Origin of the sequence: Streptomyces sp. H27-C3 (genome assembly GCF_030063415.1) — a bacterium.
Classification (GTDB): Bacteria; Actinomycetota; Actinomycetes; order Streptomycetales; family Streptomycetaceae; genus Streptomyces.
In genome coordinates this window covers 139,294-159,401 of sequence record NZ_JASITA010000010.1, presented here as the reverse complement: position 1 = coordinate 159,401, position 20,108 = coordinate 139,294, and the positions used below count along the sequence as shown (strand labels likewise).

18 protein-coding genes are annotated in these 20,108 nt (G+C 71.9%); 11 read left to right on the top strand and 7 right to left on the bottom strand.

The window, feature by feature from the left end:
• Nucleotides 1-83: 83 nt before the first annotated feature.
• Both QMK30_RS12610 and QMK30_RS12605 read right to left on the bottom strand, forming a co-directional pair.
• Nucleotides 84-383 carry an ATP-binding protein gene (locus QMK30_RS12610; RefSeq protein WP_283517688.1) on the bottom strand — a complete coding sequence of 100 codons (300 nt, stop codon included), beginning with the start codon at nucleotides 381-383 and terminating at the stop codon, nucleotides 84-86.
• A gap of 355 nt (nucleotides 384-738) precedes the next feature.
• Nucleotides 739-2,217, bottom strand: a complete 1,479-nt coding sequence (locus QMK30_RS12605; RefSeq protein WP_283517687.1) for a dihydrolipoyl dehydrogenase family protein — start codon at nucleotides 2,215-2,217, stop codon at nucleotides 739-741.
• 117 nt (nucleotides 2,218-2,334) lie between these two features.
• Between QMK30_RS12605 and trxA the strand changes: the two genes are divergently transcribed.
• Nucleotides 2,335-2,760, top strand: coding sequence for a thioredoxin (gene trxA / locus QMK30_RS12600; RefSeq protein WP_283517686.1), 426 nt, complete (start codon nucleotides 2,335-2,337; stop codon nucleotides 2,758-2,760).
• Between the two features lie 389 nt (nucleotides 2,761-3,149).
• On the opposite strand, the gene QMK30_RS12595 is transcribed toward trxA, so the two are convergent.
• On the bottom strand, nucleotides 3,150-4,334 hold the full coding sequence (locus QMK30_RS12595) for a 4-hydroxybenzoate 3-monooxygenase (RefSeq protein ID WP_283517684.1): 1,185 nt from the start codon (nucleotides 4,332-4,334) through the stop codon (nucleotides 3,150-3,152).
• 4 nt (nucleotides 4,335-4,338) lie between these two features.
• Nucleotides 4,339-5,523, bottom strand: a complete 1,185-nt coding sequence (locus tag QMK30_RS12590; RefSeq protein ID WP_283517682.1) for a thiolase family protein — start codon at nucleotides 5,521-5,523, stop codon at nucleotides 4,339-4,341.
• A 124-nt stretch (nucleotides 5,524-5,647) separates the two neighbouring features.
• Here QMK30_RS12590 and QMK30_RS12585 point away from each other — a divergent pair, with 124 nt between their 5' ends.
• A complete protein-coding gene (locus QMK30_RS12585; RefSeq protein ID WP_283517680.1) occupies nucleotides 5,648-7,372 on the top strand; it encodes an IclR family transcriptional regulator domain-containing protein in 1,725 nt (574 codons plus the stop codon).
• 305 nt (nucleotides 7,373-7,677) lie between these two features.
• Here QMK30_RS12585 and QMK30_RS12580 read toward each other — a convergent pair whose 3' ends face one another.
• On the bottom strand, nucleotides 7,678-8,700 hold the full coding sequence (locus QMK30_RS12580; RefSeq protein ID WP_283517679.1) for a LacI family DNA-binding transcriptional regulator: 1,023 nt from the start codon (nucleotides 8,698-8,700) through the stop codon (nucleotides 7,678-7,680).
• Nucleotides 8,701-8,867: 167 nt separating this feature from the next.
• Between QMK30_RS12580 and QMK30_RS12575 the strand changes: the two genes are divergently transcribed.
• From QMK30_RS12575 to egtD, 7 genes are all read left to right on the top strand, one after another.
• Nucleotides 8,868-10,112, top strand: coding sequence for an MFS transporter (locus QMK30_RS12575; RefSeq protein ID WP_283517678.1), 1,245 nt, complete (start codon nucleotides 8,868-8,870; stop codon nucleotides 10,110-10,112).
• A 61-nt stretch (nucleotides 10,113-10,173) separates the two neighbouring features.
• Complete coding sequence (locus QMK30_RS12570; RefSeq protein WP_283517677.1) at nucleotides 10,174-10,869, top strand: alpha/beta fold hydrolase; 696 nt, start codon at nucleotides 10,174-10,176, stop codon at nucleotides 10,867-10,869.
• 738 nt (nucleotides 10,870-11,607) lie between these two features.
• Nucleotides 11,608-12,069: a type II toxin-antitoxin system PemK/MazF family toxin gene (locus QMK30_RS12565; protein ID WP_283517675.1), complete on the top strand. Its 462-nt coding sequence runs from the start codon at nucleotides 11,608-11,610 to the stop codon at nucleotides 12,067-12,069.
• A 212-nt stretch (nucleotides 12,070-12,281) separates the two neighbouring features.
• On the top strand, nucleotides 12,282-13,568 hold the full coding sequence (egtA, locus tag QMK30_RS12560; protein WP_283517673.1) for an ergothioneine biosynthesis glutamate--cysteine ligase EgtA: 1,287 nt from the start codon (nucleotides 12,282-12,284) through the stop codon (nucleotides 13,566-13,568).
• On the top strand, nucleotides 13,565-14,917 hold the full coding sequence (egtB, locus tag QMK30_RS12555; protein WP_283517672.1) for an ergothioneine biosynthesis protein EgtB: 1,353 nt from the start codon (nucleotides 13,565-13,567) through the stop codon (nucleotides 14,915-14,917). Before egtA ends, egtB begins: the two co-directional genes overlap by 4 nt.
• Nucleotides 14,917-15,672, top strand: a complete 756-nt coding sequence (gene egtC, locus QMK30_RS12550; protein WP_283517670.1) for an ergothioneine biosynthesis protein EgtC — start codon at nucleotides 14,917-14,919, stop codon at nucleotides 15,670-15,672. The genes egtB and egtC overlap by 1 nt, the downstream gene beginning before the upstream one ends.
• Nucleotides 15,669-16,631: an L-histidine N(alpha)-methyltransferase gene (egtD, locus tag QMK30_RS12545; RefSeq protein WP_283517668.1), complete on the top strand. Its 963-nt coding sequence runs from the start codon at nucleotides 15,669-15,671 to the stop codon at nucleotides 16,629-16,631. The genes egtC and egtD overlap by 4 nt, the downstream gene beginning before the upstream one ends.
• 8 nt (nucleotides 16,632-16,639) lie before the next feature.
• Here the strand turns inward: egtD and QMK30_RS12540 are convergent, their stop codons facing one another.
• Nucleotides 16,640-17,905, bottom strand: coding sequence for an extracellular solute-binding protein (locus QMK30_RS12540; protein ID WP_283517667.1), 1,266 nt, complete (start codon nucleotides 17,903-17,905; stop codon nucleotides 16,640-16,642).
• A gap of 166 nt (nucleotides 17,906-18,071) precedes the next feature.
• Here QMK30_RS12540 and QMK30_RS12535 point away from each other — a divergent pair, with 166 nt between their 5' ends.
• Nucleotides 18,072-18,311: a dodecin gene (locus QMK30_RS12535; RefSeq protein WP_283517665.1), complete on the top strand. Its 240-nt coding sequence runs from the start codon at nucleotides 18,072-18,074 to the stop codon at nucleotides 18,309-18,311.
• Between the two features lie 121 nt (nucleotides 18,312-18,432).
• Here the strand turns inward: QMK30_RS12535 and QMK30_RS12530 are convergent, their stop codons facing one another.
• A complete protein-coding gene (locus tag QMK30_RS12530; protein ID WP_283517664.1) occupies nucleotides 18,433-18,921 on the bottom strand; it encodes a phosphatase domain-containing protein in 489 nt (162 codons plus the stop codon).
• A 134-nt stretch (nucleotides 18,922-19,055) separates the two neighbouring features.
• On the opposite strand from QMK30_RS12530, the gene QMK30_RS12525 reads away from it, so the two are divergent.
• Nucleotides 19,056-20,075 carry an LLM class flavin-dependent oxidoreductase gene (locus QMK30_RS12525; RefSeq protein ID WP_283517663.1) on the top strand — a complete coding sequence of 340 codons (1,020 nt, stop codon included), beginning with the start codon at nucleotides 19,056-19,058 and terminating at the stop codon, nucleotides 20,073-20,075.
• Nucleotides 20,076-20,108 lie beyond the last annotated feature (33 nt).

Below are 20,108 nucleotides of genomic sequence, written 5' to 3'. Positions count from 1 at the left end.
CGTCCGTGCTCCGCACTCGGCGCCACAGCCCGCGCCGGACGCGTCACCGGCAGGGTGCCCGCGTCGTGCACGGCGATGGTCAGCTAGGCGTCGCCCTCACGCCCCAGGCACAGGAGGATCGGCGCGGCGCCGTGCTGGACAGCGTTGGCCACGAGTTCGCTGACCAGCAGCGCGACGGTGTCCACGGCCTCGGACGCGCACTGCCAGCGGCTCAGGCAGGGGAGAACGAGGCGCCGCGCGAGGGCGGCGGCCTTCAGCGAGGCAGGCAGATGCCACACGGCGTGGTCGGCGTACCCGACCCGGTCGACGCCCGCCAGATCGGGTGCCTCGGCAGGCAGGGGCGGGACGGGGCGGCGAGAAGCAGGTGCGGGCTGGAGGTGCATGTGACTCTCTTCCCGATCGAGGAGAGACCCGGGGCGAGGCGATGCCCTTCGCGCACACCCCCGCCTCTGCGGTGACGGGACCGCCCGAAAGAAATGTCCCGTACTGCCCCTGGAGGAGTCCGCGCGGGTTTCCCTCACGAAGCACTGCGGCGCCGGGCCGTCCCAATCCGTACTCACTACGGAACACGCACATGGTGCGGCACATACTCATACGGCACCGCCCGGCGTCGCGGGGGTTACCGTCGGCCCGGGTGAGGACCGGCCGGGATCGGCACGGCACGCGGCGGGAATCGTCACCGTCCACAGCGCGACGCGCGACGCACGGCGCGGGCACCGTGCGTCACGTCGACTGCCGCTACTTCTTCGCGGCCTCGGCCCGGTACGTCTCCAGCAGCCGCAGCCACACCTCACTGATCGTCGGATAGGCCGGTACCGCGTGCCACAGACGGGCGAGCGACACCTCACCGGCGACCGCCACCGTGGCGGAGTGCAGCAGTTCACCGACCGCCGGTCCCACGAACGTGGCGCCGATGACGATCTCGCGGTCCAGGTCGACAACCATGCGGGCCCGGCCCCGGTACCCGTCGGCGTACAGCCCCGAGCCCGCCACCGATGCCAGGTCGTAGTCGACCGCGCGCACCCGGCGCCCCGCCGCCTCGGCCTCCGCGAGGCTGAGGCCGACGGCTGCCGCCTCCGGGTCGGTGAAGACCACCTGGGGGACGGCCTCGTGGTCGGCGGTCGCCGCGTGCTCGCCCCACGGACCGGTCGCCAGGGGCTCGCCCTGCGCCCTGGCCGCGATGGCGGCGCCCGCGATACGGGCCTGGTACTTGCCCTGGTGGGTCATCAGCGCCCGGTGGTTGACATCGCCCACGCCGTACAGCCAGTCGCTGCCCCGGACCAGACAGCTGTCGTCAACGTCCAGCCAGCCACCGGCCGTCAGACCGACCGTCTCCAGGCCGATGTCGTCGGTGCGCGGGGCGCGGCCGGTGGCGAAGAGGATCTCGTCCGCCTCGATCCGCTCGCCGCCCTTGAGCACCACCGTGACCGGTCCGGTCCCGCCGTCGCGTTCGACAGAGGCGACCGAGACGCCGGTACGCACCGTCGCGCCGGCCCCGGTGAGCCCCTCGGCCACCAGTTCGCCCGCGAAGGGCTCCATCTTGGTCAGCAGGCCCTCTCCCCGTACGAGCACGGTCACCTGCGAGCCGAGCGCCTGCCAGGCCGTCGCCATCTCCACGCCGACCACTCCCCCGCCGACGACCACGAGGCGCCCGGGTGCCTGCTGGGCGCTGGTCGCCTCGCGGCTCGTCCAGGGCTTCGCGTCCGCGGCTCCGGGCAGGCCGGGTACGACGGCCCGGGTGCCGGTGCACACCGCGACCGCGTGCCTGGCAGTGAGCGTGTGCCGTTCGCCGCCGGGGCCCTCGACCGTGACCTGCTTGGGTCCGGCGAGCCGGCCCCGGCCCCGGTAGATGTGCGCGCCGACCGACTCCAGCCAGTCCACCTGGCCGTCGTCCTTCCAGTGCGACGCGTAGGAATCGCGGTGGGCGAGCACCGCCTGCACATCGAGGGGGCCCTGCACGGACTGCCGCAGCCCCGGGACGCGGCGCGCGTCGGCGCGCGCGGTCACCGGGCGCAGCAGCGCCTTGCTGGGCATGCACGCCCAGTACGAGCACTCGCCGCCGATCAGTTCACTTTCCACGACCGCGACGCTCAGCCCGGCCGTCCTGGCGCCGTCCGCCACGTTCTCGCCCACCGGCCCGGCGCCGACCACCACCACGTCGTACTCAACGGCGTCCCCAGTACCCGTCGCATCCACAGAATCCACACGTCCAGTCATAGGGTGCAGTCTGGTCGGGGGTGTGCGCCGTGGCCACCCGGGCAGGCGGAATACGTCGGCCCCGCATGTCGTTGTGCGGGACGGCTACGCCCGTTGTGCCAGGAAGAGGAGCGCCGCATGTCCACCGTTGAGCTCACCAAAGAAAACTTCGATCAGGTCGTGTCGGAGAACGAATTCATCCTGATCGATTTTTGGGCCTCCTGGTGCGGTCCGTGCCGCCAGTTCGCACCGGTCTACGAGAGCGCCTCCGAGCGCCACCAGGATCTGGTCTTCGCGAAGGTCGACACGGAGGCCCAGCAGGAGCTGGCCGCGGCCTTCGAAATCCGCTCGATTCCGACGCTGATGATCGTGCGCGAGAACGTCGCGGTGTTCGCCCAGCCCGGCGCTCTGCCTGAGGCCGCCCTGGAGGACGTCATCGGGCAGGCCCGCGAGCTCGACATGGACGAGGTCCGCAAGTCCGTCGACGACGCGAAGGAAGCCGGCGAGGCGGGCGGGGCGAACGAGACGAGCGGGGCGGCGAACGAGACCAAGGACGCGGGCTGACATCACAGTGCGCGTGCGGGGCCCGGCCGGGAAACGGCCGGGCCCGCCGTCGTTGGGGCGTCCGGGGCTCGCGCCACGAAAGCCCCTCGGACGCGCTACCGGGTGACGGGAAGCAGCAGAGCCGCCGAAGCCGCGGCGAGGAATCCCAGCGCCACCGCATTCAGGACCTTGTCGAGGGCGTTGCACATGTCGAGATGCCGCATGTGGTAAATGCTGAGCCCGAACCCGGGAAAGTGGCTGAACCAGTGGCTGGGTGCGAAATGGGCCCAGATTCCTGTGCACGCACCCGGCCGGGGCCAGGGTCGCCGGGATGAACCGGCGAAGATTGACGCTGTTGTCAGCTCGGCCCTGATCCCCGGCGTCCCGGTCGATTCGGTCAATTCGCCGGTTCAGTCGATACCTTCCAGAGGCAGCCCGGTGTAGTTCTCGGCGAGTTCGGCTGCGGCGGGCCCGGAGGCCGCGAGGTGGTGCAGCCGCGCCAGATGCACGCGTTCGTCGAAGGCGTCGTCGTCGGGCCGGCTGTGCAGCATCGTCGTCATGTCGTACGAGAACCGGGTGGCCTGCCACACCCGCCGCAGGCACAGGTCGGAGTAGCCGTCGAGGAGTTCGGCCGATCCGGTGCGCCGGTGGTGCTCGAAGGCGTGGGCCAGGACGCGCACGTCGGACACGGCCAGATTCAGTCCCTTGGCCCCGGTGGGCGGCACGATGTGCGCCGCGTCGCCCGCCAGGAAGAGCCGCCCGTACCGCATCGGCTCGGTCACATGACTGCGCATCGGCGTCACCGACTTGGCGGTGAGGGGGCCGCGCGCCAGACTCCAGTCACCGTCGACGGCGAAACGCCGGTCCAGCTCGTCCCAGATCCGCTCGTCGGGCCAGTCGGCCGGGTCGGATCCGTTCCGGACCTGGAGGTAGAACCGGGACACGGTGGGTGAGCGCATGCTGTGCAGGGCGAAGCCGCCCTCACCCCGCGCGTAGATCAACTCGTCGCAGGAGGGCGGGACATCAGCCAGGATGCCGAGCCAGGAGTAGGGGTAGGAGCGCTCGTACGTACGGCGGACGGCGGCCGGAATCGCGGCGCGGGCGATGCCGTGGAAGCCGTCGCAGCCGATGACGTAGTCGCACTCCAGGAACTGCTCGCGACCACCGTGGGAGAACCGGACCATGGGGTGATCGGACTCCGGCTTCTCGACGGCCAGGGCTTCCGCCTCGAAGAACAGCGGCGGTCCTTCGGCCAGTTGGAGCGCGACGAGGTCCTTGACGACCTCCGTCTGCGCGTAGACCATCACGGACCGCCCACCGGGCGACGCCGAGAAGTCGATGCGGTGGCTCCACCGGTCGAAGCGCAGCTCGATGCCGTGATGCACCAGCCCTTCGGCGTCCATGCGGGCGCCCGCGCCGCAGGCGCGCAGCGCGTCCACGGTGCCCCGTTCGAGAATCCCGGCGCGCTGGCGCTGTTCGACGTAGTCGCGCGTCCGGTTCTCCAGGACGACGCAGTCGATTCCGGCGGTGTGCAGCAGCCGGGCGAGCAGCAGTCCGGCCGGGCCGCCGCCGATGATCCCCACGCTGGTCCGCACGCGGTCAGCGCTCCAGTACGAGGGCGAGGCCCTGGCCGACTCCGATGCACAGTGCGGCGAGGCCCGTGCCGGAGCCTGCGGCGGCCAGCTGATGGGCGACGGACCCGGCGAGCCTGGCTCCGGACGCGCCGAGCGGATGGCCGATCGCGATGGCCCCGCCGCGCGGATTGACGACGGCGGGGTCGAGGTCCGGCCATGCGGCGAGGCAGCCGAGCGACTGGGCGGCGAACGCCTCGTTGAGCTCGAAGGTGGTGAGGTCGGCGAAGGACCTGCCCGCCTTGGCCAGTGCCCGCCGGACCGCCTCGACCGGGCCGAGGCCGAAGAGCTGCGGCTCGATGCCGGTGACGGCGGAGGCGCGGATCCGGGCCAGCGGCTCACGGCCGGTGGCCCGGAGCCCCTCGCCGTCGACGAGCAGCAGCGCGGCGGCGCCGTCGTTGAGCGGTGAGGCATTGCCCGCCGTGACGCTGCCGTCCTTGCGGAAGGCGGGCTTCAGCCTGGCGAGGGCCTCCATGGTCGAGCCCTCCCGGATGCACTCGTCCCGCAGGAGATCCGCTCCCTCGTACGGGACGACCTCGCCGTCGTAGAGTCCGGCGGCCCAGGCCTCGGCCGCCTTGCGGTGGCTGGCGAGCGCGAACGCGTCCTGCTGTTCGCGGGTGATGGCGTGCTTGTCGGCGATCAGCTCGGCACCCTCGCCGAGCGGCACCGTCCACTCGTCGGGCAGCCGCGGGTTGGTCATGCGCCAGCCCAGGGTCGTCGAGTGGAGCTGCTGGTGCCCGGCGGGAAAAGCCCGCTCGGGCTTCTGGAGCACCCAGGGCGCGCGGGACATCGACTCGACGCCGCCCGCGACGGCCACCGAGGCATCACCGAGCGCGACGGCGCGCGCCGCCTGGATGACGGCTTCCAGGCCCGAGCCGCAGAGCCGGTTGACGGTGACTCCCGGGACGCTCGTGGGGAGCCCGGCGAGCAGTACGGCCATCCGCGCCACGTCGCGGTTGTCCTCGCCCGCGCCGTTGGCGTCGCCGAAGTAGACGTCGTCGATGCGGGAGGGGTCGAGGCCGGGGGTGCGGTCGACGAGCGACTTGACGACGTGCGCGGCGAGGTCGTCGGGGCGTACACCGCAGAGCGCACCGCCGAACTTGCCGATCGGGGTGCGGACGGCGTCGACGATGTAGACGTCCCGGATGCTCATCGGATTCTCTCCCGCGGTGGTGATGTGTTCGCCCAGTGAACTATTGTTCATCTTCGACCTCGCCCGAGTCTCTGCCGGGCGCCGTCCGCTGTCAACGGGTCGGCGGCCTGCCAGGAGGAAGCCCATGAGGCCCGCACCGAACAGCGCACTGAGCACCACACCGGACACCGCGCCCCACACCCCGCCGCCCGCCGAGTCCGTGGGCCCGCTGGAGCGCGGGCTCACCGTGCTGCGCGCGCTGGCCGCGCCCGGCGCCGACGACCGGACGCGACACAGCGACCTCGTACGGTCGACGGGCCTCGCGCGTTCCACCGTCGACCGGGTGGTGTCCACCCTGGACCGGCTCGGCCTGGTGCGCGGCGACGGGCGCGAAGTGGCCCTGACCCCGCGGGCGCTGGAGCTGTCCGGTGCCTATCTGACGGCATGTGGGATTCCGGCGGCGCTCGGGCCGGAAGCGGAGCGGCTCGCGGATGAGTTCGACGAGTCGGTGTCGGTGGCGGTCCCGGACGCCGGAGGCGCGGGGGCGCGGTTCGTGCTCCAGACCACACGGCGGCGCACCATGTCGCTCGCCCTGCGGATCGGCGACCTGCTACCCGCCGAACGGTGCGCCCCCGGCGCGTTGTTCGCTGCGCGGTGGGACGCGGCCGAGTGGGACGCCTGGCGGGCCCGACGGGACCCGGACCCGCCTGCCGCCGACTTCACCGCCCTGCCGCCACCCGCCCGGCCGCAGGCCCCTGCCGCCTTCGAGGAGCGGGCCGCGCGGGCGGCGAGTGACGGCTGGGCGGGCGACGACCAGCTGGTCGAGCCCGGGCTGGTCGCGGTCGCGGTTCCGGTGCGCGACGCGGCGGGCAGGACGGTGTGCGCGGTGAGCGTCGCGAGCCACACCAGCAGGCACACCCTGGACTCGCTGCGGGACGCCGTACTGCCCCGACTGCGGGCGGTGCGAGCTGAGTTGGAGGCGGCGCTGGCGGCGCCCCGCAGCACGCCGGGAGTCACGGCCGGGGCGGCGGGCGCTTCGCCGGTCACGGCGCCGGACACCGCGGCGGAGACCTCGTCGGCGGCCAAGCGCGAGCTCGGGCCCGGTTTCCTCCAGTCGCTGGCGCGCGGCCTGGCCGTACTGGCCGCGCTCGGTGCGGACCGGGGCGAAGGGATGACGCTGACGGAGGTCGCCGGGGCTACCGGGCTGGCCAGGGCGACCGCCCGGCGCTCCCTGCTCACCCTGGAGCACCTGGGGTACGTGGCAGCGAACAGGCGGCGGTTCCGGCTGCTGCCGCGGGTGCTGGAACTGGGCTGTGCCCGCCTCTCGGGCCTGGGTCTCGCCGAGATCGCACAGCCCCATCTGGCCGCGCTGGCAGGGCGGGTGCACGAGTCCGCGTCGCTCGCGGTGCTCGACGGATCCGACATCCACTATGTGGCGCGCGTCCCGACGGTACGCATCATGAGCGTCAACATCACAGTGGGGACGCGCTTTCCGGCGTACGCCACGTCCATGGGCCGGGTGCTGCTGGCCGGGCTCGCCCCCGAGACCCGTCCCGTTCTGGCGGACGCGCTGCCCGCGCTGACCCGGCACACCGTGACGTCGCGCGCCGCACTCGACGCGGTCATCGAGCGGGCTGCCGCCGATGAACACGCGCTGGTGGAGCAAGAGTTGGAGGAGGGGCTGCGTTCACTCGCGGTGCCGGTGCGGGACGGGAGCGGGCGGGTGGTGGCCGCCGTCAACGTGGCGCGGCATGCGGGGCACGGCACCCCGGAGGAAATGCGCGCGGCGCTGCTGCCCACGCTCCACGAGACGGCGAAGCTCATCGAGGCGGACCTGCGCGCGGCATCCTCGATCACCGGACGGACATGACCACAGGGCCGCCCCTTCGGCCCACGCCCCTGCCCGGCCCATGCGCCGCGGCCCGCCCACGCGACGCGTCCGGCCCGAGCCCCCTCCAGGCCCGCGGGCCCCTCCCACCGACCGACTCTCCGGCCCCCGCGCCCCATCCCGCCACAGGTCCCGCCCGAGCACTCTCCGGACCGCACCGTCCGGCCCCCTCCAGGCCTGCGGGCCCTTCCCACCGACCGCCCGCTCCGGCCCGCGCACCCACTCCGACCCCGTGCCCTCCCCGGCCGGACCCGCCCCGGCCCGCCGGCCGGATTCGCGGCGTCGCTTCAGCTGGACTCGCGAGGAACGGCCGTCGCGCCCATCAGGTCGTGCCGCTCCGGCTCCCCGCCCGGCTCCCTTACCACCCGGTCCAGGAAGTCCGCCAGGTATTGCCCGGTCGTCATCTCCACGTGCACAGTGCTCAGTCGGGGCCGCAGCAATTTGCCGAGCAGCAGATCGTCCGCGCCCATCACCGCCGCCTCCCCCGGTACGTCGACGCCCTCGTCCTGCAGGGCCCGCATCAGGAGTTGGGCGTACTCGTCGTTGTACGCGAAGACCGCGTCGAGACCGAGCGTGCGCCAGCGTCCGGCGAGCTCCGCCGCCGACTCCTCGTCGTACCCCATCTCCAGTTGCTCCACGTGCATTCCGCTGTCCGCCACGGCTCTCCGGATGCCCGCGAGGCGCGGCTTCGAGAACAGTTCGAGGCCGGGCTCCCTGGGCATCACGACGCCGATCCGCCGGTATCCGCGTTCCAACAGATGGGTTCCGGCGACCCTGCCCACCTCCCGCTGGTCCATGACCAGCGCGTGCGCACCCTCCACCCGCTGGGGGCCGAGCGTTATCACGGCCTGGGCGCCCGAGCGTTTGAGCACCTGGACGCCCTGGGCCGTGAGGGCGATCTCGCCGAGCGAGAGGACCGCGATCGGGCGCAACTCGGCCCAGGCGCGGGCCGCTTCGTCGCCGCCGAGGCCGAGGCTGGCGTACTGAACGACGGTGTAGCCGAGCCGGCGCAGCGCCCACTGGAGCTCGTTGAAGAAGCGGCTGTAGAGCGGGCCGACCGGGACGTGCGCCGTGGGCAGGAGCACGATCCGGGTGTGCCCGGCGCGCAGGCTCCGGGCGGCCGCGTGCGGCACGTAACCCAGTTCCTCGGCGGCCTCCCGGACGCGGCGGCGGGTGGGCTCGCTGATCCGCACGGCCGAGGTGTTGTTCAGTACGTACGAAACCGTCGCGCGCGAGACGCCGGCCAGGCGCGCGACATCGGTGCTGGTCGGGACAGGTTGTTCGGCGGTCTTCCTCGGTGTCTGACTCATCGCGTTCGGCATCTTTCCAGACCGGTGCGCGTCAAGGTCTGGCGGATGGCCTGAATCGAGTGCTACACAGTGCCTACACGCGTCACTGACACGTGTAACCACTTTTGACTCACTCCATCCGCTCGTCTCCGTGACAGTCCCCCGGAGACACTCCCCTGGAGGGCAATGTGGCCCTTTCCTCTCCCGGCGCCGGCACCACCGACGCCGGCTCCCCCGTGTCCCCCCGGCCCGGCCGCGGGCTGCTGCCGCTGCTCCTGGTCGGCAACACCGCCATGTACGCCCTGTACATCGGGGTCGGCGGCGTACTGCTCGCTCTTCAGGTCGAGGCGGTCGACCCGGCCGACAAGGTGACCAACCTCGGTCTCGTCGCCGGTGTCTCGGCGATCTTCGCGACGGTCTTCAACCCGGTGGCGGGTGCGCTCTCCGACCGCTCGGGGCGGCGCAACCCATGGATTCTCGGCGGCGGCCTGCTCGCCGTCCCGGCGATGTTCCTGCTGGGCAGCGTGCACACGATTCTGCTGATCACCATCGCCTGGTGTGTGGGCCAGGCCGTGATGAACGTCTATCAGGCCGCGATCACCTCGGTCGTCCCCGACCGCGTCCCGATGACCGCGCGCGGCAAAGCCTCGGCCGCCGTCGGCCTGGGGCTGCCCTTCGGCAGCACCCTCGGCGCACTCATCGGCGCGGCCTTCTCCGACGACTACCGCACCGGCTACCTCATCTTCGGCGCACTCGTCGCCGCCGCGGCCGTCCTGTTCACCACCTGCACCCGTGAGCAGCGCATACCGGCCCGGGAATCCCTGCCGATACGGACACAACTGGCCGCGTTCGCCGGTGCGTTGAAGTCCCACGACTTCCGCTGGGCCTTCATCGGCCGCGCCCTGCTGGTCCTCGGCTACTTCGCGGTGAACGGCTTCCTGCTGTACATCATCAAGGACCACACCGTGCTGCCCGCCGGGCTGCGGGCCGAGGAGGCCGTGGCGATCCTGATGCCGGTCAGCAGCGTGGCCATGGTCGTCTCGACCGTCCTCGGCGGCTACCTCTCGGACCGGTTCGACCGGCGCAAGCTGTTCGTGGGCGCCTCGGCCGCACTGTCGGCCGCCGCCCTGGTCATCCCGGCGGTGTCGACGAGCTGGACCGCGATGCTCGCTTTCGCCACCGTCAACGGCCTGGCCTTCGGCTGCTACATGGCCGTGGACACGGCACTGGTGACGATGGTGCTGCCCAAGGCGGAGAACGCCGCACGTGACATGGGCGTACTCAACATCGCCAACGCGGGGCCGCAGATCGTCGCCCCGTTCATCGCCTCGGTGGTCGTGAGCGTCGGCGGCTACACCAGTCTCTTCCTGGTCGCGGCGGCGCTGGCGGTGCTGGGCGCACTGGCCGTGCGCCCGATCCGCACCGTCCGCTGACCCCGGCGGCGACCCCGTTTCCCGAACCGCGTCAACAGACCCAACAGGAAAGGCACTCACCGTGCAGCTCCACACCTACACCTGGGGCGAGGGCGACCGCCTCGCGCTCCTGATCCACGGCATGATGGCCGACCACCGCACCTGGCGACGGGTCGGCCCGGCTCTCGCCGAGAAAGGCTACCGGGTCCTCGCCGTCGACCTGCGCGGCCACGGCGCCAGCGAACGGGGCACGTACAGCCCCGAGACCTTCGCCAACGACGTCGTCGAGTCCCTGCCGACCGGCGCCGAACTGGCCATCGGTCACTCCCTGGGCGGCCTCACCCTGTCGCTCGCCGTGGACCGGCTGCGCCCCGAGCGGGCCGTCTACTCCGACCCCGCGTGGCATCTCGCCGCGCCGGGCGAGGGGTTCGGCCCCGATGTCTTCGCGCAGTTCAAGGCGGCTCCCCGGGAGCGAATCGCGGCGATGAACCCGCGCTGGGACGAGGAGGACATCGACATCGAGCTGGAGACGGTGCGGGTGTGGGACGAGGCCTCGGCGCTGCCTCTCACGACGCTGTCGGGCGTCGATCTGCTGCCCGCGAAACCCGTGGTGCCCTCGCTGGTGCAGCTCGCCGACCCGAGCTTCCTGATCGACGCGGCAAGGGCCTCGCTGCTCAGGGAGCGAGGCTTTGAGGTCTGTACGGTCCGGGGGGCGGGTCACACGATCCACCGTGACGATTTCGACGCGTACATGGCTTCGCTCGACGGCTGGGTCTGACCCAACAGGGTCCGACCGGGCAGATCCGGCCCAGCCGGATCCCACCGAAGCAGGCGGGCGGGCCGGGCCCCGGGGGGAGCGCGGCCCGCCCGCCGTCCGGCCGCTCAGTCCTTGAGCTGCGCCAGGACCTTCCACGGCCCCGGATCCTCGAAGTTCAGCGCCCAGAGCCCGGTGTTCTTGATCCCGTACCGCTTCAGCAGCGGCAGATGGGCCGCCCCGCGTGCGTCCTGGTACCGGACCGAGCGCTGCTGTGTGCCGTCCCCGGTAGGCGAAGTACGGGGTTTTGGACACCGAGAGGTCGCGGCCGTCGTAGTCGCGGCTCTTCGCGAGGGTCAGGAGCGCGCGGATGTGGGCGGCGGGGTACTTGGGGGTGGTAACGATCGTCGCGAGGGCGCCGGGATTCATCGTCTCCATCACGGTCGGCACGACGGCGATGCCGGCCCGGTGCATCCCGTCGATGACGCGCTTGCCCCCGCGCACTATTGCCCCCGAGGTCGTAAGCACCCTCCTGGTCCCAGTGGGGGAGCCAGGCGGAGACGTTACGAGGGACGGGGAGCGGGTTGCTCTCGCGGGGCCGCTCGGGGAGCGGCGCCGGAGGCGTGCGGAGACGCCACCGCCGTGCCCATCAGCGCGGCCGCGACAAGAACACCCAGAAGTCGTAGTGCCATGGGCCGATCCTGGCGTCGACCGGCCTGGGCGCCCCGCGGACTGGGCCGTACACCCCCTACCCTCGTCCGGATGACGACACTTCACGAGCCGGCCGACGCCTCCGCCGATCTGCCCGGTCGCGGCGGTCCCACCGCGACGACCGAGGCCGCACCCCGCGGCATCGGCCCCGTCCGCACCTCCTACGCACCGGACCGCGACGGGGATCCCGATCCGGGCGAGATCGTCTGGACCTGGGTGCCCTACGAGGAGAACGACGGGCGGGGCAAGGACCGGCCGGTCCTGGTGGTCGCCCGGGAGGTCGCCGGCACGCTGCTCGCCGTGCAGCTCTCCAGCAAGCGGCACGACCAGGACCACGAATGGGTGGCGATCGGGGTCGGGCCGTGGGACGCGGCGGGCCGCGAGTCGTGGGTCGCGGTGGACCGGGTGCTGCGGGTGCACGAGGACGGCATGCGGCGCGAGGCGTGCGCCCTGGACCGGCCGCGCTTCGACCGGGTCGTCCAGCGGCTCAGAGAGCGCCACGGCTGGAGCTGAGCGGCCGGGGTGTGCGGTGGCCGTCCGTGGGCACATGTGCGCGCGGGACCCGCGAGGCCACGGAGAGCCCCCGGGCACCCCCTTGCAGTGGCTGCTTCTCCGCCGGAGGGGCACTCTTGTGCGAGGCGATCGCAGTGGCTTAGGTGGTGTGCAATGCCCGTCCCGGATCCGGGACGGGGTCAGGCACGCTCTCCTACAAGGAGGAAAAAACCATGCCCACAGGGCCCACAGGGGATTTCATCGAGGGCGACCCGCCCGTCACGGAGACAGAGGCCGAGGCGTTCCTTCGCGGCATCTGTTTCAAGACGGGACCGCCCCGCGCCGTCGGCGTCGAACTCGAATGGCTCGTTCACGAGCTGCACATCCCCCAGCTCCCCGTAGAGCCCGCCCGCATCGTAGCGGCCCACACCGCGCTACGCGCGCTGCCGCTGGATTCGGCCCTCACCTTCGAGCCAGGCGGCCAGGTCGAGCTCAGCTCGCTCCCTGCCCCGTCCCTGATGGCGTGCATCGACTCCGTCGGCGCCGACCTGGACGCCGTACGCGGCGAGCTGCGGGCCCGCGATCTCACCCTCAGCGGCATCGGCACCGACCCCTGGCACCCGGCGCAGCGGCTGCTGCACGAGCCCCGCTACGACGCGATGGAGTCGTATCTCGACCGGGCCGGGCCCGAGGGGCGCGCCATGATGTGTTCGTCCGCCTCCGTACAGGTCTGCCTGGACGCGGGCCAGGAGGAGCCGGGTCCGCTCGGGTACGGGCGGCGCTGGCTGCTCGCGCATCTGCTGGGCGCGGTGCTGATGGCGGCCTTCGCGAATTCCCCGTTCCACCACGGGCGGCGCACAGGCTGGCGCTCCACGCGCCAGGCCCTGTGGACGGAGATCGAGCCGGGCCGCTCGCTGGCGCCGCCGCAGGATCTGGAGCCGCGCGGCGCGTGGACCCGGCGTGCGCTGGACGCTCCGGTGATGTGCGTGCGGAGCGAGAACGGCAAGCCGTGGGCCGTACCCGAGGCGCTGTCGTTCCGTTCCTGGATACGCTCCGGCGCGCCGAGGCCGCCGACCCGCCAGGACCTTGAGTACCACCTGACCACTCTCTTTCCGCCGGTACGGCCGCACGGCCACATTGAGCTGCGCATGATCGACGCACAGCCGGGCGAGAGTGGCTGGATCATTCCGCTCGCGGTGACCACCGCGCTCTTCGACGACCCGCAGGCGTCGGAGATCGCGTACCGGACGGTGAAGCCACTGCGGGAGACGGCCGGGTCGACACCCGCGCCGCGAAATCCGCTGTGGCTCAACGCCGCCAGGTACGGGCTGGCCGACGCCGAACTGCGCGCCGCCGCCGAGATCTGCTTCGAAGCCGCTCTCGACGCGCTCCCGCGGCTCGGTGCGTCCACTGCCGTGCAGTGCGCCGTCGCCGAGTTCACCGAGCGCTATGTCGTCCGCGGTCGATGTCCCGCCGACGATCTGCTCGACTCCGCTCCCGGGAAGGACATCCGCACATGAGCGACCTCACCGGCCCCACGGAATCCGACGGCCAGGGCGGCCCGGACGCCCTTCGGGCCCGCGCCGTCGAGGCGCTGCTCGCGGCCCGCGAGCGTACCGCCGTCCTCACCTCGTGCGTCGACGACGGCGAACTGGCCGCCCAGCACTCGCCGTTGATGTCGCCGCTGGTCTGGGACCTGGCGCACATCGGCAACCAGGAAGAGCTTTGGCTGCTGCGGAACGTGGCGGGGCGCGAGCCGATGCACCCCGAGATCGACTCCGTGTATGACGCCTTCGAGCACCCTCGGGCGGCCCGTCCCTCCCTGCCTCTACTGGCCCCCTCCGACGCCCGGCGGTACGCCTCGGACGTACGCGGGCGGGTGCTCGACGTCCTGGAGCGCACCCCGCTGGAGGGCAGTCCGCTCCTTGACGCCGGTTTCGCGTTCGGGATGGTCGCGCAGCACGAGCAGCAACACGACGAAACCATGCTGATCACCCACCAGCTGCGGCGCGGGCCCGTCGCCCTCACCGCTCCCCCGCCGCCGGGCCCGGCGGACGGCACGACGGCGGGCAAGCCGACCGAAGTGCTGATCCCCGGCGGCCCGTTCACGATGGGCACCTCCACCGAACCATGGGCGCTCGACAACGAGCGGCCCGCGCACCACCGCTTCGTCCCGGCGTTCCTCATGGACACCACGCCGGTGAGCAACGGGGCCTATCTGCACTTCATCGAGGACGGCGGGTACACCGACGGGCGGTGGTGGACCGACGAGGGCTGGGCCCAGGTCCGGACGAACAGGCTCGCGGCGCCGCTGTTCTGGCACCGTGAGGGCAGGCAGTGGCTGCGGCGGCGCTTCGGCGTCGTGGAGCCGGTGCCGGAGGACGAGCCGGTCATGCATGTGAGCTGGTACGAGGCCGACGCGTACGCCAAGTGGGCCGGCCGGCGGCTTCCTTCGGAGGACGAGTGGGAGAAGGCGGCTCGCTACGACCCGGTGTCGGGGCGCTCCCTGCGCTATCCGTGGGGCGACGCGGACCCCACCCCGAGGCGGGCGAACCTCGGCCAGCACCACCTCCAGCCCGCCCCGGTGGGGGCCTACGCCGACGGCGAATCACCCCTTGGTGTAAGGCAGTTGATGGGTGACGTCTGGGAGTGGACGTCCAGCGACTTCCTGCCTTACCCCGGCTTTACGGCCTTCCCGTACCCCGAGTACTCCGAGGTCTTCTTCGGCAGCGCGCACAAAGTACTGCGCGGCGGTTCCTTCGCCGTCGACACGGTTGCCTGCCGCGGCACCTTCCGCAACTGGGACCTGCCCATGCGGCGCCAGATCTTCTCCGGGTTCCGCACGGCGCGCGACACGGAGGACGCCTGATGTGCCGGCATTTCGCGTGTCTGGGGCCGGCTGTGCCGCTGGGCGACCTTCTGATCAAGCCCGCGCACGGTCTGTACCGCCAGGCGTGGGCGCCGCGCCTACAGCGGTACGGGACGGTCAACGCGGACGGCTTCGGCGTGGGCTGGTACGCCGATGGCGATCCGGTGCCGGCCCGCTACCGGCGCCCGGGGCCCATGTGGGCCGACGCGTCCTTCGCCGACCTGGCCCGGGTCGTACGCTCCGGGGCGCTGCTCGCCGCTGTGCGCGACGCCACCGATGCGGGTTCGGACGGGGAGGCCGCGGCGGCGCCGTTCGCCGCGGGACCCTGGCTGTTCAGCCACAACGGGGCGCTCAAGGGCTGGCCCCGGTCCGCGGCCGCGCTCGCCTCGGCGCTGCCCGCGGCCGAGTTGCTGGCCCTGGAGGCGCGCTGCGACTCGGCGCTCGTCTGGGCCCTCGTACTGCACCGGCTGCGCGACGGTGACGAGTTGGGGCAGGCCCTGGCCGACACCGTCGTCGAGCTGGCCGCCGCGGCCCCGGGGTCGCGGCTGAACCTGCTGCTCACGGACGGCGAGACGGTCGCGGCGACCACCTGGGGCGACACCTTGTGGTACTTCGCCGAGCCCGGTCGCCGCACCATCGTGGCCTCCGAACCGTACGACGACGACCCGCACTGGGTGGAGGTACCCGACCACACGCTCCTCTGCGCCACCCGCACCGATGTCCTGCTGACCCCGCTCAAGGAGCCCACTGCGTGAGCCCGTTCCTGCTGACCCGCACCCTGCCCGAGGACGCTACGGACGCCGCTCTGCGCGCCGACGTGCTGCACGGACTGACCCGTATGCCCAAGGAGTTGCAGCCGAAGTGGTTCTACGACGCGCGCGGCAGTGAGCTGTTCGAGGAGATCACCCGGCTTCCCGAGTACTACCCGACGCGCGCGGAGCGGGAGATCCTGATCGCCCGCGCGCCCGAGATCGCGGCGGCCACGCGCGCGTCCACCCTGATCGAGCTCGGCTCGGGGTCCTCCGAGAAGACCCGGCACCTGCTGGACGCGCTGCCCGCGCTGCACAGCTATGTGCCGGTGGATGTGAGCGAGAGCGCTCTGACCCTGGCCGCGGAGTCGTTGCTCGCCGAGCGGCCCGGCCTGTCCGTGCACGCGCTGATCGCGGACTTCACCCGCGGCCTGGCCCTGCCCGGGACTCCGGGGCCGCGTCTGGTGGTCTTCCTCGGCGGCACGATCGGCAATCTGCTGCCCGGCGAACGCACGGCGTTCCTGACGTCCGTACACTCGCTCCTCTCCCCCGGTGACGCGCTGCTGATGGGCACGGACCTGGTGAAGGACGAGGCAACACTCGTCGCCGCGTACGACGACGAGCAGGGCGTCACAGCGGCCTTCAACAAGAACGTCCTTTCCGTCATCGACCGTGAGCTCGGTGCGGACTTCGACCCGGCCGACTTCGACCATGTCGCGGTGTGGGACAGCGAGAACGAGTGGGTCGAGATGCGGCTGCGGGCCCGCAGGGCGCTCACCGCGAAGATCCCGGAGCTGGACATCGCGGTGTCCTTCGAGGCCGGCGAGGAGATCCGCACGGAGATCTCGGCGAAGTTCCGCCGCGAGGGGGTGCGCGGCGAACTCGCTGCGGCCGGAATGGAGTTGCGGCACTGGTGGACCGACGAGGCGGAGCGTTTCGCGCTGTCACTCGCGGTGGCTTCCTGAGTTCGGGGTCAGCGGGCGGCCAGCATCCGGGTGATCTCCCCGGATGCGGCCCTCGCGGCCCTCGCCGGGTCGTCTCCAGTCAGCGCCTGCGCCATGTAGGTCTTGATGGGGTTGTCCGCCTCGACGGCGGCCCACTGCGGCGAGTTGGGGGGTGTACGTCCCTGTGCGGCCCCCGCCGCCATCGCCGCGGTGCCCTCCTGGCCCTCGATGACGTTCGCGAGGCTGGTCTTGTTGGGCACGTAGCTCATGGCCCGGGACAGCTCGGTCTGCCACTTCTCGCCCGCCAGCGCCTTGACGACCTCGATGGCGGCGTCCTGGGCGTCGGACTTCTCCGGGACGATCAGGTCGGAGCCGCCGGCCAGGACGGCGCCGGGCCGGGCCTCACTCTTGCCGGGGATGGGGAAGTAGCCCAGCTTGCCCTTGAGTTCGGGGCTGCGCTGCTCGATGAGCTTCGCGGCGCCCGGTATGGAGACGATCTGGGCGACGTCGCCCTCGGCGAAGACGTCGGCCTGCGGCGGCGTGGCCTCGTCCGCGTTCTTGGGGCCGGAGCCCAGGGCCTGCAGCCGCTGATAGAAGTCCATCCCCTTGAGGGCGGCCGGGGTGTGCAGGGCCCCCTGCCAGTCGCCGCCGGTCTCCTCGGCCAGCTCGCCGCCCTCGTCCCAGACGAAGCCGGCGAGGGTGTACCAGTCCTGACCGGCCAGATAAATGCCCTGTGTGTCAGTGGAGTTGAGCGCCGCGGTGTCGGTCAGCCATTGGTCGCGGGTCGCGGGCGGCTGGGTGATCCCCGCTTCCTTGAAGAGGTCCTTGTTGTAGATGACGACACGGTTGGCGGCGTACCAGGGGATGCCGAACTGACGGCCGTTGATGCTGCCGGGGTCGGCGAGACCCGGCAGCCAGTCCTTGCTGCCCAGGTCGCCCACCGATTCCGCGCTCAGATCACGCAGCCCGTCGCCTTCGGCGTACTGGGCGACCTGGGTGTTGCCAACCTCGATCAGATCAGGGGCTTCGTCGCTCCGCAGCGCCGCGGTGACCTTGTCGCCGATGCCGGTCCACTCCTGGATCTCGATGTCCAGCTCGATGGAGTCGTGATCCTTCTTGAACTCTTCGGTGAAGCGGGCGAGGAAGCCGTCGGAGACGCTGTCCTTCATGAGCCAGACGGTGACCGTCCGGGTCTCCGCGTCGGCGCCCGGCAGTAGGCCGCACCCGGTGAGGGCCGTGGCAACAGCGGCGAAGGCGGTGGATCCGGCCAGAAGTCTTGTTCTCGCATAGGTCACGCTGCCCAGAATTGGCCTGGACCAATGGTGAGGTCAAGAGTGGGGAACCATATTTTCTTCACTGGTTCCCCATCTCGCGCACCGGCGGCGGGTGGGGCACGGTGGGTACGAGCATCGACGGAAGGGCCCCCCGGGGCAGGAGCAGCAGAAGCAGAGGGAGAGCCGCATGACCGACCACACCTACCGGGTCACGGAGATCGTCGGCACCTCGCACGAGGGCGTCGACCAGGCCATTCGCAACGGCATCGGCCGGGCGTCGCAGACCGTGCGCAATCTTGACTGGTTCGAAGTGACCCAGGTCCGCGGTCACATCGTGGACGGCGAGATCGAGCACTACCAGGTGGGGCTGAAGGTCGGCTTCCGCCTGGAGGCGGGCGACGACGCGGGCGAGGGCACGGACGCCTGATCAGGACGCCCGGCTCATCAGGTGTGCCCTCGGATCGGGGACGCACTCCGATCAGGCGCGTCCTCAGGTCGGGAACACTTCGATCAGGCGCCCTCGGATTCGGACAGGGGCCGCACTCCGATCAGGTACGCCCTTCACGCTCCTGCGCGTCCTTGAGGGTCGCCGACGCGGCTGCCCACTGGGCGCGCACGACCGTGAAGCCCGCCTGTCGCGCGGCGTCGCAGACCAGCTCGTCGTCGTCGACGAGCACCCGGATCTCCCGGTCGCGGGCCAGCCGCTTGAGGACGTCCAGCTTGGTGTGGCGGGCGGGCCGCCGGTCGTTGTCGCGGCGCATCCAAATCCGCCCCTCGGGCAGTCCCTGCTCGCCGAGCCAGGCGAGGGTGTCGCGGCGGCACCGCTCGGGGCGGCCCGTGAGGTAGACGACCTCGCACTCCTCGGCGCTGTCCAGGGCCATCCGCACCCCCTCAGGCAGCGGCGGGTCGTCGGGGGCGGCGCCGAAGAAGCCGTCCCAGTCGCGCGGCTTACCGTCCAGGAAGCGCTGGCGGTGCGCCGTGTCCGCGAGTGTTCCGTCCAGGTCGAATACGGCCAGGGGCCTGCTCCTCGGCTTCACCCGGCCACCCTAATCCGCGCACCGGGCAGTCTCGGCCCCGTACCGGGCTCCGGCTCCGGCTCCGGCTCCGGCTCCGGCTCCGGCTCCGGCTCCGGCTCCGGGAATCCTGCGGCGTCGGATGTGTTGAACCGGGTGTGAGCTCAGTGATCGCGCAGACCCGGTTTTCCGTACTCGACCGTTCCCGTACCCGCGAGGGGCACGACGGACCGCAGGCTCTGCGGGACACCGTGGAGCTCGCGCGGCGGATCGAGGGTCTGGGCTATCACCGCTTCTGGGTGTCGGAGCACCACAGCGTGCCGGGCGTGGCGGGCTCCGCGCCCACCGTGCTCGCCGCCGCCGTCGCCGCGGCGACGTCCACGATCCGGGTCGGCACCGGCGGTGTGATGCTCCCCAACCACCAGCCGCTGGTCGTGGCCGAGCAGTTCGGGGTGCTTGAGTCGCTCTTCCCCGGCCGGATCGACATGGGCCTGGGCCGCTCGGTGGGGTTCACCGACGGGATACGCAGGGCGCTGGGCCACGACAAGGAGGCCGTCGGCGACTTCGCCTCGCAGCTCACCGAACTGCTCGGCTATTTCACCGGCGACCAGCGCGCGCACCCGCAGGTGCACGCCCATCCCGCCGAGGGCCTGCTGCCGCCCGCCTTCGTGCTGGCCACCGGCGCCGGGGCCCAGGTCGCCGCTGAGGCCGGGCTGCCCCTGGTGATCACCGCGGCGCGCGGCGAGGAGGAGATGCTGCGGGCTATCGACGGCTACCGGGACGCGTTCCGGCCGTCCGCCTGGGGTGAGCGGCCGTACGTCGTGATCTCGGGCTCCGTCACCGTCGCGGACACCACCGAGGAGGCCGAGCGGCTGCTGGTGCCCGAGGCGTGGGCGTCGGCGTACTCCCGCACCCGCGGCGCGTTCCCGCCGCTCGCGCCCGTCGACGAGATCCTCGCCCTGCCGATGAACGACCGCGAGTGGGAACTCTTCGAGGAGGCCGGGCGCGGCCACCTCCACGGCACCGGGGACAAGGTCACGGACAGCCTGGAGAAGCTGCTCGGCCGCAGCGGCGCCGACGAATACCTCGTCGCGAACAGCACCTACGAGCGCGACGCCCTGCTGGACTCCTACCGGCGCCTTGCCGCCCTGGTGGGGCTCCCGCGCACGGGTACCTAGTAGGAGCCGCCGAAAGAGCGGGCGTGGCCGGGC

What these genes read in the sequence shown, in the direction of transcription:
- QMK30_RS12610 (WP_283517688.1), bottom strand. Translation starts at nt 383, where the DNA reads ATGCACCTCCAGCCCGCACCTGCTTCTCGCCGCCCCGTCCCGCCCCTG.
- QMK30_RS12605 (WP_283517687.1), bottom strand. Translation starts at nt 2,217, where the DNA reads ATGACTGGACGTGTGGATTCTGTGGATGCGACGGGTACTGGGGACGCC.
- trxA (WP_283517686.1), top strand. Translation starts at nt 2,335, where the DNA reads ATGTCCACCGTTGAGCTCACCAAAGAAAACTTCGATCAGGTCGTGTCG.
- QMK30_RS12590 (WP_283517682.1), bottom strand. Translation starts at nt 5,523, where the DNA reads ATGAGCATCCGGGACGTCTACATCGTCGACGCCGTCCGCACCCCGATC.
- QMK30_RS12585 (WP_283517680.1), top strand. Translation starts at nt 5,648, where the DNA reads ATGAGGCCCGCACCGAACAGCGCACTGAGCACCACACCGGACACCGCG.
- QMK30_RS12580 (WP_283517679.1), bottom strand. Translation starts at nt 8,700, where the DNA reads ATGAGTCAGACACCGAGGAAGACCGCCGAACAACCTGTCCCGACCAGC.
- QMK30_RS12565 (WP_283517675.1), top strand. Translation starts at nt 11,608, where the DNA reads ATGACGACACTTCACGAGCCGGCCGACGCCTCCGCCGATCTGCCCGGT.
- egtA (WP_283517673.1), top strand. Translation starts at nt 12,282, where the DNA reads ATGCCCACAGGGCCCACAGGGGATTTCATCGAGGGCGACCCGCCCGTC.
- egtB (WP_283517672.1), top strand. Translation starts at nt 13,565, where the DNA reads ATGAGCGACCTCACCGGCCCCACGGAATCCGACGGCCAGGGCGGCCCG.
- egtC (WP_283517670.1), top strand. Translation starts at nt 14,917, where the DNA reads ATGTGCCGGCATTTCGCGTGTCTGGGGCCGGCTGTGCCGCTGGGCGAC.
- QMK30_RS12535 (WP_283517665.1), top strand. Translation starts at nt 18,072, where the DNA reads ATGACCGACCACACCTACCGGGTCACGGAGATCGTCGGCACCTCGCAC.